At 72.6% G+C, this 16,972-nt stretch carries 11 protein-coding genes; 5 read left to right on the top strand and 6 right to left on the bottom strand.

Features of this window, described 5'->3' with window-relative positions; all coding sequences use genetic code 11:
• Window positions 1–3 precede the first annotated feature (3 nt).
• From Q6349_RS06725 to Q6349_RS06715, 3 genes are read left to right on the top strand one after another with little or no spacing between them, the layout of a single operon-like run.
• Window positions 4–705 carry a CoA transferase subunit B gene (locus Q6349_RS06725; protein WP_304603418.1) on the top strand — a complete coding sequence of 234 codons (702 nt, stop codon included), beginning with the start codon at window positions 4–6 and terminating at the stop codon, window positions 703–705.
• An 11-nt stretch (window positions 706–716) separates the two neighbouring features.
• Window positions 717–1,835, top strand: a complete 1,119-nt coding sequence (locus Q6349_RS06720; RefSeq protein ID WP_304603417.1) for an alpha/beta fold hydrolase — start codon at window positions 717–719, stop codon at window positions 1,833–1,835.
• Window positions 1,832–3,049, top strand: a complete 1,218-nt coding sequence (locus Q6349_RS06715) for an acetyl-CoA C-acetyltransferase (protein WP_304603416.1) — start codon at window positions 1,832–1,834, stop codon at window positions 3,047–3,049. Before Q6349_RS06720 ends, Q6349_RS06715 begins: the two co-directional genes overlap by 4 nt.
• 136 nt (window positions 3,050–3,185) lie before the next feature.
• On the opposite strand, the gene Q6349_RS06710 is transcribed toward Q6349_RS06715, so the two are convergent.
• The gene (locus Q6349_RS06710; protein ID WP_304603415.1) at window positions 3,186–7,970 is read right to left on the bottom strand and encodes an NAD-glutamate dehydrogenase; all 4,785 of its coding nucleotides are present in this window, start codon (window positions 7,968–7,970) and stop codon (window positions 3,186–3,188) included.
• A gap of 179 nt (window positions 7,971–8,149) precedes the next feature.
• Window positions 8,150–9,646: a helix-turn-helix domain-containing protein gene (locus Q6349_RS06705; protein WP_304603794.1), complete on the bottom strand. Its 1,497-nt coding sequence runs from the start codon at window positions 9,644–9,646 to the stop codon at window positions 8,150–8,152.
• Window positions 9,647–9,880: 234 nt separating this feature from the next.
• Here Q6349_RS06705 and aceA point away from each other — a divergent pair, with 234 nt between their 5' ends.
• Together aceA and aceB are read left to right on the top strand one after the other, a co-directional pair.
• Entirely contained in the window at window positions 9,881–11,215 is a 1,335-nt protein-coding gene (gene aceA, locus Q6349_RS06700; RefSeq protein WP_171248422.1) for an isocitrate lyase, read from the top strand.
• Window positions 11,216–11,304: 89 nt separating this feature from the next.
• Window positions 11,305–13,050: a malate synthase A gene (gene aceB, locus Q6349_RS06695; RefSeq protein ID WP_304603414.1), complete on the top strand. Its 1,746-nt coding sequence runs from the start codon at window positions 11,305–11,307 to the stop codon at window positions 13,048–13,050.
• A 116-nt stretch (window positions 13,051–13,166) separates the two neighbouring features.
• On the opposite strand, the gene Q6349_RS06690 is transcribed toward aceB, so the two are convergent.
• The 4 genes from Q6349_RS06690 to Q6349_RS06675 form a co-directional block, all read right to left on the bottom strand.
• A complete protein-coding gene (locus Q6349_RS06690) occupies window positions 13,167–14,327 on the bottom strand; it encodes a glycosyltransferase (RefSeq protein WP_304603413.1) in 1,161 nt (386 codons plus the stop codon).
• Between the two features lie 49 nt (window positions 14,328–14,376).
• On the bottom strand, window positions 14,377–14,619 hold the full coding sequence (locus Q6349_RS06685) for a hypothetical protein (protein ID WP_304603819.1): 243 nt from the start codon (window positions 14,617–14,619) through the stop codon (window positions 14,377–14,379).
• Window positions 14,620–14,877: 258 nt separating this feature from the next.
• Entirely contained in the window at window positions 14,878–15,513 is a 636-nt protein-coding gene (locus Q6349_RS06680) for a DUF4230 domain-containing protein (RefSeq protein WP_304603412.1), read from the bottom strand.
• Between the two features lie 289 nt (window positions 15,514–15,802).
• The gene (locus Q6349_RS06675; RefSeq protein ID WP_304603411.1) at window positions 15,803–16,969 is read right to left on the bottom strand and encodes a Fic family protein; all 1,167 of its coding nucleotides are present in this window, start codon (window positions 16,967–16,969) and stop codon (window positions 15,803–15,805) included.
• Window positions 16,970–16,972: the final 3 nt, after the last annotated feature.

The raw sequence follows: 16,972 nt of genomic DNA, 5'->3' as shown, positions 1-16,972 counted from the left end.
GCGATGGCGCTCACCCGCGACGAGATGGCCGCCCGCGCGGCCCGCGAGCTGCTCGACGGCTGGTACGTCAACCTCGGCATCGGGCTGCCCACGCTCGTGCCCAACCACGTGCCGCCGGAGAAGCACCTCGTGCTGCAGAGCGAGAACGGCATCCTCGGCGTCGGGCCGTTCCCGACCGAGGACGAGGTCGACCCGGACCTCATCAACGCCGGCAAGCAGACCGTCACGACGCTGCCCGGCGCGGCGATCTTCGACTCGGCCACGAGCTTCGCCATGATCCGCGCCGGCAAGATCGACGCCGCGATCCTCGGGGCGATGCAGGTCTCCGCCACCGGCGACCTGGCCAACTGGATGATCCCCGGGAAGATGATCAAGGGCCCGGGCGGCGCCATGGACCTCGTGCACGGCGCGTCACGGCTCATCATCGTCATGGAGCACACCGCCCGGGACGGCTCGCCGAAGATCGTCCACGAGTGCTCCCTGCCGCTGACGGGTCGGGAGGTGGTGCACCGCATCATCACCGACCTGGCGGTCATCGACGTCACCCCGGACGGGCTGGTGCTGCGCGAGCTCGCCCCCGGCGTCACCGAGGACGAGGTGCGCGAGCGCACGGAGCCCGAGCTGACCGTCGAGCTGGACGACGCCCCCCTCGCCTCGGCCCCGCACGCCGTCCGGCCGCCCGCCGTCGTCGGCGGCGACGCGTGACGGCGCGGTCGGTGCACCGCACCGACGTGACGACCGGGCGCGGCACGTTCCACGTGCGCGACACCGGTCCGGGCGGGTCGGCGACGCTGCTGTGCGTGCACGGCAACTGCTCGTCGTCGGCGTTCTTCTCCCGGCTGCTCGCCTCCCTGCCTGCCGACGTCCGCGGTGTCGCCGTGGACCTGCGCGGGTTCGGCGACAGCGAGCCGCTGCCGATCGACGCCACCCGCGGCCTGGGCGACCTCGCCGACGACGTGGCGGCCGTGGTCGACGCCCTCGGGCTGGCCGGGGCGGACGCTCCCCCGCTGACGGCGCTCGGCCACTCGGCCGGCGCCGGGGTGGTGCTGCAGCTCGCGATCGACGACGCGTCCCGGTTCGCCGCCCTGGTGCTCGAGGCGCCGATGTCCCCCTACGGGTTCGGCGGCACCCGGGACCTGGTCGGCACACCGACGGCCCCGGACCACGCCGGGTCGGGAGGCGGGACGGCCAACCCGGACTTCGTGGCCGCCATCGCGGCCGGGGACCGGTCCGACGACCCCGGGTCGCCCCGTGGCGTCCTGCGGGCGTTCTACGTGGCCGACGCGGCCACGATCGCCGCGGACGAGGAGGACCTGCTCGACTCGGTGCTCAGCACCCGGACCGGTCCGGACCACTACCCGGGCGACCTGACGACCTCCGACCACTGGCCGGGGGTCGCCCCGGGGACCCGGGGCATGAACAACGCCATCGCCCCGCGGTACCTGGACCTGTCCGGGTTCGCGGCGGTCGAGCCGCAGCCGCCGGTGCTGTGGGTCCGCGGTGCGCTGGACGCGATCGTCTCGGACACCTCGGCCCTCGACCTGGCCCGCCTCGGGGAGCTCGGTGCCGTCCCGGGGTGGCCCGGGGCCGTGGAGTGCCCCCCGCAACCCATGGTCGGCCAGACCCGGGCGGTGCTGGATGCCTACGCCGCCCGCGGCGGGGCGTACCGTGAAGAGGTGCTCGAGGACGTCGGCCACTCGCCGCACCTCGAACGCCCGGAGGAGGTGCTCGCGCTCGTCGTGGACGCCGTGCGCGCCACCGTCCGGACCACCCCAGCCGTGGCGGCCGTCGGCGACCCCGACACCGCCCTCGACGACGAGGAGCGAGCCTCATGACCAGCACGACCGAACCCCGACCCGACGACGTGGTCGTCGTCTCCGCCGCCCGCACACCCCAGGGGCGTCTGGGCGGGGCCCTCGCCTCGCTCTCGGCGGTCGAGCTCGGCGCCGTCGCGGCCCGGGCGGCGCTGTCCGAGGCGGGCGCGGTCGCCGGGGACGTCGACACCGTCGTCTTCGGCCAGGTGCTGCAGGCCGGCGCCGGCCAGAACCCGGCCCGCCAGACGGCCGTCGCCGCGGGCGTGCCGATGACGGTGCCCGCCGTGACCGTCAACAAGGTGTGCCTGTCCGGGCTGACCGCGGTCATCGACGGTGCCCGGCTGCTGCGCACCGGCGAGGCCACGGCCGTGCTCGTCGGCGGACAGGAGTCCATGACGAACGCGCCGCACCTGCTGCCGGGGGCCCGTGCCGGCTTCCGGTACGGGGACGCGACCCTGCTCGACGCCGTGTCCCGCGACGGGCTGTCGGACGCCTTCGACGGCCAGGCGATGGGGCTGAGCACCGAGGAGCACAACACCGGCTCGGTGCACGTCGATCGCGAGGAGCAGGACCAGGTGGCGGCGGCGTCGCACCAGCGGGCCGCCCGTGCCGCCAAGGACGGCGTGTTCACCGCCGAGCTGGCACCGGTGGAGGTGCCGCAGCGCAAGGGCGACCCGATCGTGGTCTCCTCCGACGAGGGGGTCCGGCCGGACACCACGACCGAGAGCCTGGCCCGGCTGCGCCCGGCCTTCTCCCGCGAGGGCTCGATCACGGCGGGCAACGCCTCGCAGATCTCGGACGGCGCCGCGGCACTCGTGCTGACCACCCGGGCCCGGGCCGAGGCGGCCGGGGTGTCCGTGCTGGCCACGGTCCGGTCGGCCGGCCAGGTCGCCGGACCGGACACCTCGCTGCACTCGCAGCCGGCGAACGCGATCTCCGCGGCGCTGGCGCGCGAGGGATGGACCGCGGACGACCTCGACCACGTCGAGATCAACGAGGCCTTCGCCGTCGTGTCGGCGGCCTCGCGGCGGGTGCTCGGGATCTCCCCCGAGATCGTCAACCCGCACGGCGGCGGCATCTCGCTCGGTCACCCCATCGGGGCGTCCGGCGCGCGGCTCGCGGTGCACGCCGCGCACCAGCTGGCCCGGCGCCGGGCCGACGGGCAGACGGGCCGGGCAGCGGTCGCGCTGTGCGGCGGCGGCGGGCAGGGCGAGGCGCTGCTGCTCGAGGCCTGAGCCGTCCCGGGCGGGGGGCGCCGACGGCACCCCCGCCCACCGGCCGCCCGGCCCGGGGTGGGCATCAAGGAGGCGCCCCACCGCCGGGGGGGGGCCCCATATTACTTGCCCACAGCGGTGAGCGGGTCAGCGCGGGTCAGCGGGCGAGCGAGCGCAGCTGCCGCAGCGCGACCGACAGCGTCGCGATCCCCGGGTCCTCCACGGCATCGGCCGTGGCCATCGCGTGGAGGGCCCGCTCGGCGGTCGTCCCCCCGGCCGCGATCCAGGCGTCGATCCGCTCCGTGGCGTCCCCGGGATCGGTGTGCTCGAGCACGGACGCCGTCAGCGCGATCGTGACCGCGTAGAGGTCGTCACGCAGCGCGGCCCGGGCCATCGAGTCCCAGCGGTCGTCCTGCGGCAGGGCCGAGACGCGGGTGAGCATGTCCGGCACGCCGAGCCGGCCCGACAGCGTGAAGTAGGTCTGCGCCACCTCGTCCAGGTCCCACTCGCGCGTCGCCGCGAGCTCGGCGACGTCGAGCAGCGGCAGGGCGCCGAGCAGGCTCGCGCCGCGCCGGGCGAGCTCGGGACCGCACCCCGCCTCCTCGAGGGAGGCGAACTCGGCCTGGTACTGCCGCAGCTCCTCGCCCTGGTAGAGCTCACCGAGCCGCGAGGTGTAGGACCGCACGGGCTCGGCGAACGCCTCGATCTCGGCGCCGACGTCGATGAGGTCGGACCGGTGCTGGACGAACCACCGTGCGGCCCGGTCGAGCAGCCGGCGGAACTCGAGGTACAGGTCGGTCTGCACCTGGGAGGACACCACGTTGTCCGTGGCCTCCACGACCTCCACGAAGCCCTGCAGGTCCATGATCTCGCGCGCGGCGACGAACGCCCGGGCGACCTGCTCGGTCGGGGCACCGGTCTCGTCGGCGGCCCGGTAGGCGAACGTGATGCCACCACGGTTGACCATCGAGTTCACGACGGCGTTGACGACGATCTCGCGGCGCAGCGGGTGGTCGACGAGGTCGTCGGGGAACAGCTCGCGGACCTCCGTCGGGAAGTAGTCGGCCAGGGTGCGGGCGAACCAGGGGTCCTCGGCGAGGTCTGTCTCGTTGAGGTCGTCCTTGAGGGCCAGCTTCGCGTAGGCCATCAGCACCGCGAACTCCGGGCGGGTGAGTCCCTGCCGCTGCTCGATCCGTTCGGCGATCTCGGCCGGACCGGGCAGCACCTCGAGGGCACGGTCCAGGTCGCCCCGCTCCTCGAGCGAGGTCATCAGCCGTGCGTGCACGGGCAGCATGACCGCCGCGTTGGCCCGGGAGTTGCCCAGCAGCACGTTCTGCTCGTAGTTGTCGCGCAGGACCTGGGCCGCGACCTCGTCGGTCATGGACTGCAGGAGCTTGTTGCGGTCGGTGATGTCCAGGCGGCCCTCGCGCATCACCGCGCCCAGCAGGATCTTGATGTTGACCTCGTGGTCGGAGGTGCCCACCCCCGCCGAGTTGTCGATCGCGTCGGTGTTCACCTGCACGCCGGACAGCGCGGCCTCGATCCGGCCCCGCTGGCTGACGCCGAGGTTCCCGCCCTCGCCGATCACCCGTACGCGCAGCGCGGACCCGTCGACCCGGATGGCGTCGTTCGCCCGGTCGCCGATGTCCTCGTTCGTCTCCGTCGACGCCTTGACGTAGGTGCCGATGCCGCCGTTCCAGAGCAGGTCCACCGGAGCCAGCAGGACGGCCCGCTTCAGCTCGTTCGGGGTGAGCGCCGTGACGCCGCGGTCCAGCCCGAGCGCCTCGGCCATCTGGGGGCTCACCGGCACGGACTTCGCCGACAGCGGGAACACTCCGCCGCCGGCGGAGATCAGCTCACGGTCGTAGTCGTCCCAGGTCGACCCGGCCAGCTCGAACAGCCGCCGCCGCTCGGCGTACGACGTCGAGGCGTCCGGGTCGGGGTCGACGAACACGTGCCGGTGGTCGAAGGCGGCGACCAGCCGGATGTGCTCCGAGAGCAGCATGCCGTTGCCGAACACGTCCCCGGACATGTCGCCGACACCCACCACGGTGAAGTCCTCGGTCTGGGTGTCGTGCCCGAGCTCGCGGAAGTGCCGCTTGACCGACTCCCAGGCGCCGCGGGCCGTGATGCCCATCGACTTGTGGTCGTAGCCGTCCGACCCGCCGGAGGCGAAGGCGTCGTCGAGCCAGAAGCCGTACTCCGCGGAGATCCCGTTGGCGATGTCCGAGAACGACGCGGTGCCCTTGTCGGCCGCGACGACGAGGTACGGGTCGTCGCCGTCGTGCCGCACGACGCGCTCCGGCGGGACCACCTCGCCGCCGTCACGGTTGTCGGTGACGTCCAGCAGGCCGCGGATGAAGGTGCGGTAGGCCGCCTTCCCCTCGGCGAGCCAGGCAGCCCGGTCCGACGGGTCCGGCAGCTGCTTGGCGACGAAGCCGCCCTTGGACCCGGTCGGGACGATGACCGCGTTCTTGACCATCTGGGCCTTGACCAGCCCGAGCACCTCGGTGCGGAAGTCCTCGCGCCGGTCGCTCCAGCGCAGGCCACCGCGCGCCACCTTGCCGAACCGCAGGTGCACACCCTCGACCTGTGGGGAGTACACCCAGATCTCGGCCATCGGGTGCGGCAGCGGCAGGTCCGGCACGCGCGAGCAGTCGAGCTTCATCGAGACCCACGGCTTGGGGTCGCCGGCGTCGTCGCGGGTGTAGAAGTTCGTGCGCAGCATCGCGTTGATGACGCCGAGGAACGACCGCAGGATGCGGTCGTGGTCGAGGCTGGCGACGTCGTCGAAGGCCTCCAGCAGGTCGACGCTCGCCCGCGCGGCCCTCATGTCGCGATCGCCGTCGGACTCGTCGAGATCGGGGTCGAACCGCAGCGCGAAGAGCTGCACGAGGTCGGCGGCGAGCTGCGGGTGGGCGATCAGCGCCTCGTCGATGTACTCCATCGAGAAGGCCGACCCGGCCTGACGGAGGTAGCGTCCGACGGCCCGCAGGATCACGATGTCGCGCCACGGCAGGCCGGCCCGCAGGACGAGCGCGTTGAGTCCGTCGCTCTCCGCGGCGCCGGACCAGACGGCGCGGAACGCGTCCTCGAGCGCAGCGGCGGCCCCCTCGGCCTGCCACAGCGCCGGGTCGGGCGCGGTGATGCCGAAGTCGGAGATGTACCGCGTCGAGCCGTCCGCGGGCTGCACCGTGTACGGCCGCTCGTCGAGCACGTCGACGCCGAGGCCGGTGAGCAGCGGCAGCACCCAGGTGAGCCGGTGCTCGCGGAGCGACGCCACGGTCAGCCGACGCACGCTCGGGTCGGCGTCCTCCGGCGTGTACAGGTGCACCGCGATCGGCTCGGCCTCGGTCAACCCCTCGAGACGCCCGATGTCGCCGACGGCCGCCGCCGGGGTGATGTGCTCCTTGTACGCCTCGGAGAAAGCCGTGCCGTACCGGTGCAGGATCTGCGCCGCCGTCTCCTCGTCGTGGACGTGGTGCAGCTCGTCCACGAGCGCCGCCGTCCATGTCCGCACCGCGTCCTCGAGGCCGCGCTGCAGGTCCTCCTCGTCCACCGCGGGGATCCCGGTGTCCTTCGGGACGCGCACGACGAAGTGCAGCTGCGCCAGGGGCGAGTCGTCCACGCGGGTGGTGTGCTCCACGCGCTCCGCGGCGAACGCCTCGCGCAGCAGGTCCTCGATGCGCAGCCGCACCGTGGTGTTGTACCGGTCGCGCGGGAGGTAGACCAGCGCCGAGACGAAGCGCCCGAACTCGTCGGCGCGCAGGAAGATGCGGCTCTGCCGGCGCTCGCGCAGGCGGATCACCTGGCTGGCGACGTCGTGCAGGTGTTCGGGGCTGTCCTGGAAGAGCTCGTCGCGGGGGTACTGCTCCAGCACCTGCAGCAGGTCCTTGCCGGAGTGCGAGGTCGGGGCGAACCCGGAGGCGCTCAGCACGGCGCGGGCCTTCGCGGCGACGATCGGCAGGGTCAGCACCGAGGAGGCGTAGGCGGCCGACGTGAAGATCCCGACGATGCGGCGCTCGCCGGTGACGTTGCCCTCGTCGTCGAAGGTGCGCACCCCGACGTAGTCCAGGTAGACGTCGCGGTGCACCGTGGCCCGCGAGTTCGCCTTGGTGATCGTCAGCAGCCGCGGCTCCCGCGCGGTGCGCTGCGCCTCGGGGCGCAGGTGCACGATGTCGGTGGTGGGCTTGCGCAGGATCCCCAGGCCGGTGTGCGACAGGGGGCGCAACACGTCCTCGCCGTCGACGGTGTCGAGGCTGTACTCGCGGTAGCCGAGGAAGGTGAAGTGGTCCTCGGCGAGCCAGGTGAGGAACTCGATCGTGGGCGCGACCGTCGCCGGATCGGCGGTGGGCGGCGGCTGCACGCGCAGGTCGGTGCAGATGTCGAGGCATGCCCGGCGCATCGCCCTCCAGTCCTCGACGGCGGCGTGCACGTCGGCGACGACCTCCTGCAGCCGCGTCACGAGCGCCTCACGGTCGTCGTCGTCGGTGATGCGGTCGGTCTCCACGTGCATCCACGACTCGGGCAGACCGCCGCGGGCGTGGAGGCCCTGCAGCTCGCCGGACTCGTCGCGCTGCGCCCCGACCACGGGGTGCTGCATGAGGTGCACCGTCCCGCCGTGGCGGGCGATGGCGCCGTCGACGGAGTCCACCAGGAACGGCACGTCGTCGGTGCAGATGTCGACGACGGTGCGCCGCGACGTCCAGCCGTCCTCGCGCAGCGTCGGGGTGAAGGCGCGCACCAGCGTCTGTCCCGGGTCGCGCCGGTGCGCGAACCGGCAGGTGGACGCGGCCGCACCGACCACGTCGCGGGGCTCCCGCTCCGTCATGTCGTCGTCGGTGTAGACGCTCAGCAGGTGGTTGGCGCAGCGCCGCAGGTCGGCAGGGAGGTCGTCCACGGCATCCCGGATCTCGGGGCGCAGAGCAGCTTCGTCGGTCATGAACCTCTTCGTTCTCCGTCGGGACCGTGACCCGGGTCTCGGGTCGTCCCGATGCTATCGCTGGGACCGGCTGCCGTCAGGCCCACGGGGCGCACGACGAGAACGCCGTGCCCGGTGGTGCGGCGCGCTCGGCGCGACACCCCGGGCACGGCGCCCCGCAGGGAAGGTCCCGGCCCCGCCTACTCCGCCGGCGCGTGCCGGTCCAGGAACTCGTAGACCGCGGTGGTGTCCACGCCGGGGAACGCCCCCGACGGCATCGCCGCGAGCATGGAGGCGTGCGGGCGTGCGCTCGGCAGGGCGTTGCCGTCCCAGCGCTCGGCCAGCGGCCGCGAGGGCCGGCGGCAGCACGACTCGTCCGGGCAGCGCGAGGTGGACCGCGCCGTCGTCTCCCGCCCCAGGAACCACTTGACCTGCGCGTACGGCACACCGACGCTCACGGAGAACTGCCCGTCCGGGGTGTCCTGGACCCGCGAGGTGCACCAGTAGGTCCCCGTCGAGGTGTCGGTGTACTGGTAGTACGGGCTCAGGCGGTCCTTGACGTCGAACACGACCCGGGCCGTCCACTGCTTGCACACGTGCTGACCCTCGACGGTGCCCAGGGCGTCGGCCGGGAACCGGACGCCGTCGTTCTCGTAGGCCTTGTGGATCGCCCCGGACTCGTGGACCTTCATGAAGTGCACGCCGATGCCGAGGTGCCGCGTGGCGAGGTTGGTGAACCGGTGCGCGGCCGTCTCGTAGGAGACCGCGAAGGCGTCGCGCAGGTCCTCGATGGAGATCGCGCGGGCGTCCTTGGCCTCGCGCAGGTGCTTGACCGCCTCCCGCTCGGGCAGCAGCAGCGCCGCGCAGAGGTAGTTCGCCTCGACGCGCTGGCGCAGGAACTCGCCGTAGTCGCGCGGCTCGGTGTGCTCCAGGACGTGCGACGCCAGGGCCTGCAGCAGCGCGGAGCGGGCGTCGGACCGGCCGCGGATGCCGTTGCTGGGCAGGTAGACGCGCCGGTGGCGCTGGTCGATGACCGCACGGGTGGAGTGCGGCAGGTCCGACTCGTAGTGGATGGAGAAGCCCAGGTGCGAGGCGATGTCCACGGCCGCCCGCTGCGGGACCGGGCCGTGGGTGTGCCCGACGTCGTCGAGGAGGCTGCGCGCGACGATCTCCAGGTCGGGGAAGTAGTTGTCCTGCGCGCGCATGTCGGCACGCAGGTCGGTGTTGGCGCGGCGGGCCTCCTCCGGGGTGAGCGCCCGCTCGGAGTGCAACCGCTCCAGCTCGGCCTGCAGGGAGACGATCGCCTCCAGCGCGTCGGTCGGCAGCGACTTGCCCACCCGCACCGGCTTCACCCCGAGCGCGGAGAAGAGCGGTCCTCTTTGCACCCGCTCCAGCTCGATCTCCAGGGCGTCCCGTCGCGAGGGGGCCTCGGGGGACAGCAGGTCGTCGACGCTGGTGCCCAGCGCCTTCGCCACCGCCTGCAGCCGCGCGATCGTCGGTTCGCGCTTGCCGTTCTCCAGCATGGAGATCTGCGACGGGGCACGTGAGACCGCCTCTCCGAGCTCTCCGAGGGTCATGCCCCGCTGCAGGCGCAGGTGGCGGATGCGTCGCCCGATCGTCAGCGCGTCGGGCTCGGACTCGGCCGGGGGCGGCGTGGGGGGCGTCGCCGGCGGCCGCGACGTCGTCGTGAAGGCCATGCCCCAGGGTGACATGCGCCACTCCTTCTGCCAAGGAGAAGAACCGAGAAAGTTCTTCTCTCAGAACCTCGCCACAGGGGTTGCGCAGGGCGCAGAGTCGATACCGAGGGACGACGACGGCGGAACTCGAGGCGGTGCTCACCACCGCGAGGACCGCCGTCGGACCCCCTCGCCAGACAGGCAGCAGGCGGTCCGTCCGCACCGCGACGGACCGCACGACGAAAGGCGACGACGATGACCGCGACCCTCGAGACCGGTTCCACGAACGGGACGACGACCACCACCCCGCGCACGGGCGACCAGGTCACCACCGCCGCGGCCCTGGCCGAGCAGTGGGCTACCGACCCCCGCTGGGCCGGTGTCACCCGCGACTACACGGCCGAGGACGTCATCGCGCTGCGGGGCTCGGTCGGCGAGGAGCACACGCTGGCCCGCCGCGGGTCCGAGCTGCTGTGGGAGCTCCTGCACACCGAGGACTACGTCAACGCCCTCGGCGCGCTGACCGGCAACCAGGCCGTGCAGCAGGTCAAGGCCGGGCTCAAGGCCATCTACCTGTCCGGCTGGCAGGTGGCCGGCGACGCCAACCTCTCGGGCCAGACCTACCCCGACCAGTCGCTCTACCCGGCCAACTCGGTGCCGGCCGTCGTGCGGCGCATCAACAACGCGCTGCTGCGCGCCGACCAGATCGACGTCGAGGAGAACGGCGCCCCGACCCGCAACTGGCTGGCCCCGATCGTGGCCGACGCCGAGGCCGGGTTCGGCGGCCCGCTGAACGCCTACGAGCTCATGAAGTCGATGATCTCCTCCGGCGCCGCGGGCGTGCACTGGGAGGACCAGCTCGCCTCGGAGAAGAAGTGCGGCCACCTCGGCGGCAAGGTGCTCATCCCCACCAAGCAGCACGTGCGCACCCTCAACGCCGCGCGGCTCGCCGCCGACGTCTCCGACGTGCCGAGCGTGGTCATCGCCCGCACCGACGCCGAGGCGGCCACCCTCATCACCTCCGACGTCGACGAGCGCGACCAGCAGTTCCTCACCGGCGAGCGCACGTCGGAGGGCTTCTACAAGGTCCGCAACGGCATCGAGCCCTGCATCACCCGGGCCCACGCCTACGCCCCGTACGCCGACCTCATCTGGATGGAGACCGGCACGCCCGACCTCGAGCTGGCCCGCAAGTTCGCCGAGTCGGTCAAGTCCGAGTTCCCGGACCAGATGCTGGCCTACAACTGCTCGCCGTCGTTCAACTGGAAGAAGCACCTCGACGACGCCACGATCGCGAAGTTCCAGCGCGAGCTCGGCGCCATGGGCTTCAGCTTCCAGTTCATCACCCTGGCGGGCTTCCACGCCCTCAACCACTCCATGTTCGACCTGGCCCACGGCTACGCCCGTGAGCAGATGACCGCCTACGTGGAGCTGCAGGAGGCCGAGTTCGCCTCCGAGTCCCGCGGCTACACCGCCACCAAGCACCAGCGCGAGGTCGGCACCGGTTACTTCGACCGCGTGTCCACGGCTCTCAACCCCGACGCCGCCACCCTCGCCCTCGCCGGCTCCACCGAGGCCGCTCAGTTCTGACTCACCCCTCGCCTCGGGCGTCCCGGTCCGGCGCACGTCGCGCCCGCCGGACCGGGACGCCCGGCCCCCTTTTCGATCAGGAGTCCGCCATGACCACCACCGCCGACCTGCCCCGCACCCAGTCCGGTCGTTCGACCGGCTCGCCCGCCACCCCGCCGCGCGGCATCGCGCTGGCCGACTCGGCCACCGTGGCCGAGGGCACGATCGACGTCGTCGGCCCGATCGCCCCGGGCGACGAGGAGATCCTCACCCCGCAGGCGCTGGAGTTCCTGGCCCTGCTCCACGACCACTTCGCCGACACGCGCTGCGAGCTGCTGCTCTCCCGCCAGCGCCGGACCCGGCAGATCGCCGACGGCACCGACCCGGACTTCTTGCCCACCACGCGGCCCGTCCGGCACGACCCGTCCTGGCGCGTGGCCGGCTCCACCGGGGCGCCCGGGCTGTCCGACCGCCGCGTCGAGATCACGGGGCCGACCGACCCGAAGATGACCATCAACGCCCTCAACTCGGGCGCCAAGGTCTGGCTCGCCGACGCCGAGGACGCCTCCAGCCCGACCTGGGCCAACGTGATCGGCGGCCAGCGCGCGCTGCGCTCGGCGATCCGCGGCGAGCTGTCGTTCGACGGTCCGTCGCCCGACGGCGGCCGCACCCCCGGCAAGCACTACGCGCTGCGCACCTCGGAGCTGACCGAGATGCCGACGATCGTGTTCCGGCCGCGCGGCTGGCACCTGTTCGAGTCGCACCTGGCGTACACCGGCACCGACGGCTCCACCCAGCCGGCGTCCGGGTCGCTGGTCGACTTCGGTCTGTACTTCTTCCACAACGCCCGCGAGCTCATCACCCGCGGCCGGGGCCCGTACTTCTACCTGCCGAAGCTGGAGAGCCACCGCGAGGCGCGGCTGTGGAACGAGGTCTTCGAGCTGGCCCAGCACGCCCTCGACATCCCGCGGGGCACCGTCCGCGCGACGGTGCTCATCGAGACCCTGCCGGCCGCGTTCGAGATGGAGGAGATCCTCTACGAGCTGCGCGACCACTGCGCCGGGCTCAACGCCGGCCGCTGGGACTACCTGTTCAGCGTCATCAAGTGCTTCCGGTCCCGCGGCGACTCCTACGTGCTGCCGGACCGGGCGCAGGTGACGATGACCGCCCCGTTCATGCGGGCGTACACCGAGCTGCTGGTGGCCACCTGCCACCGGCGCGGTGCGCACGCGATCGGCGGCATGAGCGCCTTCATCCCCGACCGCCGCAACCCGGAGGTCACCGAGCAGGCGTTCGCCAAGGTCCGCGCGGACAAGGAGCGCGAGGCCGGCGACGGGTTCGACGGCTCCTGGGTGGCGCACCCGGACCTCATCCCCATCGCCCGGGAGGCGTTCGACGCCGTGCTCGGCGAGCGGGAGAACCAGGTCGACCGCCAGCGCGACGACGTGACCGTGGGTCAGGCCGAGCTGCTCGACATCGCCTCCGCGCGACGCGAGGGCGCGACCATCACCGAGTCCGGTCTGCGCACCAACATCTCCGTCGGCGTGCGGTACATCGCCTCCTGGCTGCGGGGCACCGGTGCCGCGGCGCTGGACAACCTCATGGAGGACGCCGCCACGGCGGAGATCTCCCGGTCGCAGATCTGGCAGTGGATGCACTCCGGGACCCGGACCGAGGACGGGACCGTCATCACCCGGGAGCGGTGCGAGTCGATGCTGCAGGAGTTCCTGCGGACGACGCCCCGCACCCCGGGCGACCGGCTGGACGAGGCCGTGACGATCTTCCGTGAGGTCTCGCTGGGCGACGAGTTCCCGCCGTTCCTCACCACGAGCGCCTACGCCCGCTACTTCAGCTGAGCAGTTCCGCTCGGCGCACCCGGCGGCGCCGAGCACACGCGACGGCGGCCCGTCACCGACAGGTGGCGGGCCGCCGTCGCGTCTGCCGGGGTGCGACCCCCGGTGCCCCAGCGTGGTCAGTCAGCGGGCGCGACCAGTCGGTCGACGACGGAGGTGGTCGGCGGGTGCGCCGCCATCTCCCCGGCGACGCGTTCGGACGTCGCGTGGACGTCCGCGTCGTCGAGGACCGCCGCGACGGCCGTGCCGAGCCGGTCCGGGAAGTCCTCTCCCGGGGTGACCATCCTTCCGAGGCCGCGCTCGTCCAGGCGGCGGGCGTTGAACCACTGGTCGAGCGCGAACAGCGGCACAGCCACCTGGGGCACGCCCGCGGCCAGGGCCGCCGCGGTGGTGCCGAAGCCCCCATGACCGACCACGGCCACCGCGTGCGGCAGCACCTCCTCCTGGGGCCACCACTGCTCGACGTGAGCGTTGTCCGGCCACGGACGCAGCCGGTCGGGGTCCAGAGCGCGGCCGACGGTGAGCAGGACGCGGACGTCCAGCGACGCCAGGGCGGCGAGCAGCTCGCGGTAGGTCTGCTCGGCGGACGGCATCGTGCCTGCCACGGTCCCCAGACTCGCGTACACCAGCGGAAGATCCGACGTCTCCGGAGGGAGGCCGCGTCCCTCTGGCGCGTCCGTCGTGGGCCCGGGCCGGAACCGGACGACGTCGCGCCCGCCCGACGGCGGGTCGTCGAACGACGCCGGCAGCACGGTGAAGGACGGCGCGGAACGCTGCGCGGAGATCAACCCGTCGGCGTCGAGCCCGAGGGGCCGACCCAGCTCCTCCGCCGGGTCGGTGAACCAAGGCGCCGTGCTTGCGATCAGTCCGTCGAGGCAGAGCCCGACGCTCCGGTGCGGGATTCCCTCGGCCTCCGCGGCGACGAGTGAGGCAAGCTCGAAGGGGTCGCGGACCACAAGGTCCGGCCGCCACGAGCGGACGGTGTCGAGCAGCCGCGGCAGCGCGGCACCGCCGTCGAGCCGCCCGAAGATCTCCCGGATCATCAGCTCGTTGGCGGCCTCCATCGACAGGCCGGCCATGCCGCCGAACGCACGGCCCATCGCGTCGGACGACGGTTCGTCGAACGGCGCCACGACGAGGCCCTCCCGCGCGACCTGGTCGGCGAAGCCGGCCGGGGCGGCGACGCGGACCTCGTGCCCGGCCGCTCCGGCGGCGTGGGCGAGCGGAACCTGCGGCAGGAAATGGCCGAGGTTGCCCGTCGAGGCGAACAGCACGCGCACGACCTCACCGTAGATCGGGGCGGGTCGGCTCGCCGCCTGCCGTCGGCGGTCACGCAGCGCGGTGGGTCACCAACGCCTCCAACTGGTTCATGACCAGCACGATGGCGTCCTGCCGCTTGTCCGGCGGGTACTTGTGCTCGGCCACGGGCACGGAGGCGACGAGCAGCCCCGAATCCTTGCCGCGGAAGGTCCGGTTCACCCGGGCGAGCGTCTGCATGAGCAGCGCACCGCGCAGCGGCCAGTCGAGGTAGAGCGTGTGCAGCGACGGCGAGTCGTAGCCGGTGAGCAGCATGTCGTTGACGATGACGAGGCCGCCCGACGACGCAGCGCGGACACCCTCGAGCGGTCCAATGGACTCCGGGCAAGAGCGGTCAACACGGGTACGGACGGCGTCGCCCGAGCGAGCGAGGCCACAAGCGGTTCTTCGGCGGCCTCGCCGATCGAGCCCGTCGTAGGCAAGCGGAGATCGACGAGGCACGGGCCGAGTCGTGGCTGTGAGCGGCTCGGGGTAGTGCCGCGCAAAGCCCACTGCTCCACCGACGCCAGCGAGTCAGCCCGCCGACCCCTCGAAGACGACTTCCACCGTCTCGTAGCCCAGCCCGCCGATCAGTCCCTCGAGCGTCTTGCGCGTGTTCTCCTCGGCGCGGCTCTCCAGGTCGCTCTCCCGGGCGGCAGCGGTGAGCATCTCCTCCGCCTTCAGGAGCGTCTGCTGGCGGCTGCCGTCGTCGTCGGCGAAGAAGTCCTCGGCGCGGTTGATCAGACCTCGCGAGTCGGAGAGCGCCCTGCTCTGCTCGAGATCGATCCGCGGCTCCGCGAGCGCGGGCTCCGGCAGGGTGACCGTCACGGTGGAACCGTCCTCGGAGACGACGACCGCCTCCTCGGGCAGGTCGCGGAAGTCGACGTAGACCTCGACCGAACCATCCGCGAGGAAGATCGTGCGCTCGCCCATCAGCCAGTCCGGCACGTACTTCGTGTCCTGCTCCAGGTCCACGACCACCTGGTAGTTCCCCTGGGCCGCGACGAACCGGGCGAGGTTCTGGATGCCCAGCAGCACCGGCCGGTCGGAGCGGTCGACCTCCTCGGTGGCGAAGGGGTTCTCCAGCTCCGGCAACGAGATCAGCTCGGTCCGGATGGCACCCCAGACCAGCACGACGAGCAGCACCAGCGCGCCGACGATGCCGAGCATCACGCCCAGGAAGGCCTTCAGGAAAACACCGCCCCGGGAACGGGGCGGGACATCATCCGGCTTCTCCGGGGAGGCGTGTTCCGGCCTCTCCTCAGTGGCGACGGGCGGCTGCTCGGACACCTGATCTCCTACCTCGTGGCGGATCGCGTTCACACCAGGTGCGTTCCGGGCCTCGTCGCCGTCGATCCCGACTCCGCGTTCTTGCCCGGGAGCACTTCTGGCATCGGTCGTTGGACAACCTAGGGCCAATCGGCCCAATCTGCCTCCGAAGCGGCGAAGTTGCGGCGCTTCACACCAGGCGGTGATGGGAACGGTCCGCGAACCGTTCCATCGCCTCGACCACCTCGACCGCCTGCCACACCCGGTCGCGGGCTCCCCGTCCGATCTGGTCGAGGACGCCGTCCTCGACGAGACGGTCGATGGCCACCTGGGCGTTCGCCGTCGTGACGCCGAGGAGCTCCGCGGCGAGACGGGAGTCGATCACGGGGCGCTCGACGAGAATGTCCGCGAGGCGCCAGGCGGCGGCACCGCGACGGGCCCGGATGATTCCCACCCACCGCGCATGGGCGTCGGACACGTCGCGCATGAGCTCACGTGCGTTCTGCAACGCCGGAAAGACCGCCTCGCACACCTCGGTGACGATCGGCACGGGATCGCCGGAGCGATACGCGGTCAGGGCCGCGAAGTACCGCTCGGTCTCGGCGATCAGCCCGGCCGAGATCGGCACGATGACGTGTCGGGTCAGGCCTGCGTGGCGCAGCTGGGCGTGCATGAGGGCACGGCCGATGCGCCCGTTGCCGTCCGGGAACGGGTGGATGTTCTCGAACTGGGCGTGCGCGACGGCCACCTGGGCGAGCGCGGGAACGTCGTCGCGCGCGATGAAGGCCGCCAAGTCCTCCATGGCACCCGGCACCAGGTCGCTCCGCGGCGCCACGTAGTCCGCCCCGTGCGGGCTCCGGGCAGAGCCGCCGATCCAGACGGCCGCGTCCCGCCACACACCGGCGGGGCCCGGCATGTGGTCCCTCATCAAGACCTGGTGCATCGTCAGGATGGCGTCGGTGTCCAGATGGTCGGCGACGTCGAGAGCGCGCGTCATGGCGCCGACGTTGGCGACGATCTCGTCGGCGTCGGCTCGGCCCCGGCGTCCCAGCTCCGCCAGGGCGATCGCCTTCGGGGACGAGGTCAGGTTCTCGATCTGAGACGAGCTCGCCGCCTCGGTCCTCAGCAGGAGCGAGGCGAACGACATCAGGGAGCCGAGCGACTCACCGTCGAGACGGGCGATCTCGGAACTCGCCTCGGCGACCAGCGCGGCCGTCGGCCCGTCGAGACGGAGCTCGGCGTCTGCGATGCGCGCCGGCACGGCCGCCTCGTACGATCCCCGGCGACGGCTGCGGCCCGCGCGCGGGCCGTACTCGACGTCCGAGGGCTCCCAGTCGAGCAGCTCGATGCCGAACACGGG

Source organism: Isoptericola sp. 178 (assembly GCF_030586525.1).
GTDB lineage: Bacteria > Actinomycetota > Actinomycetes > Actinomycetales > Cellulomonadaceae > Isoptericola > Isoptericola sediminis.
Note: the sequence above shows the minus strand (reverse complement) of the source record. Positions and strands in the feature narration are given on the sequence as shown.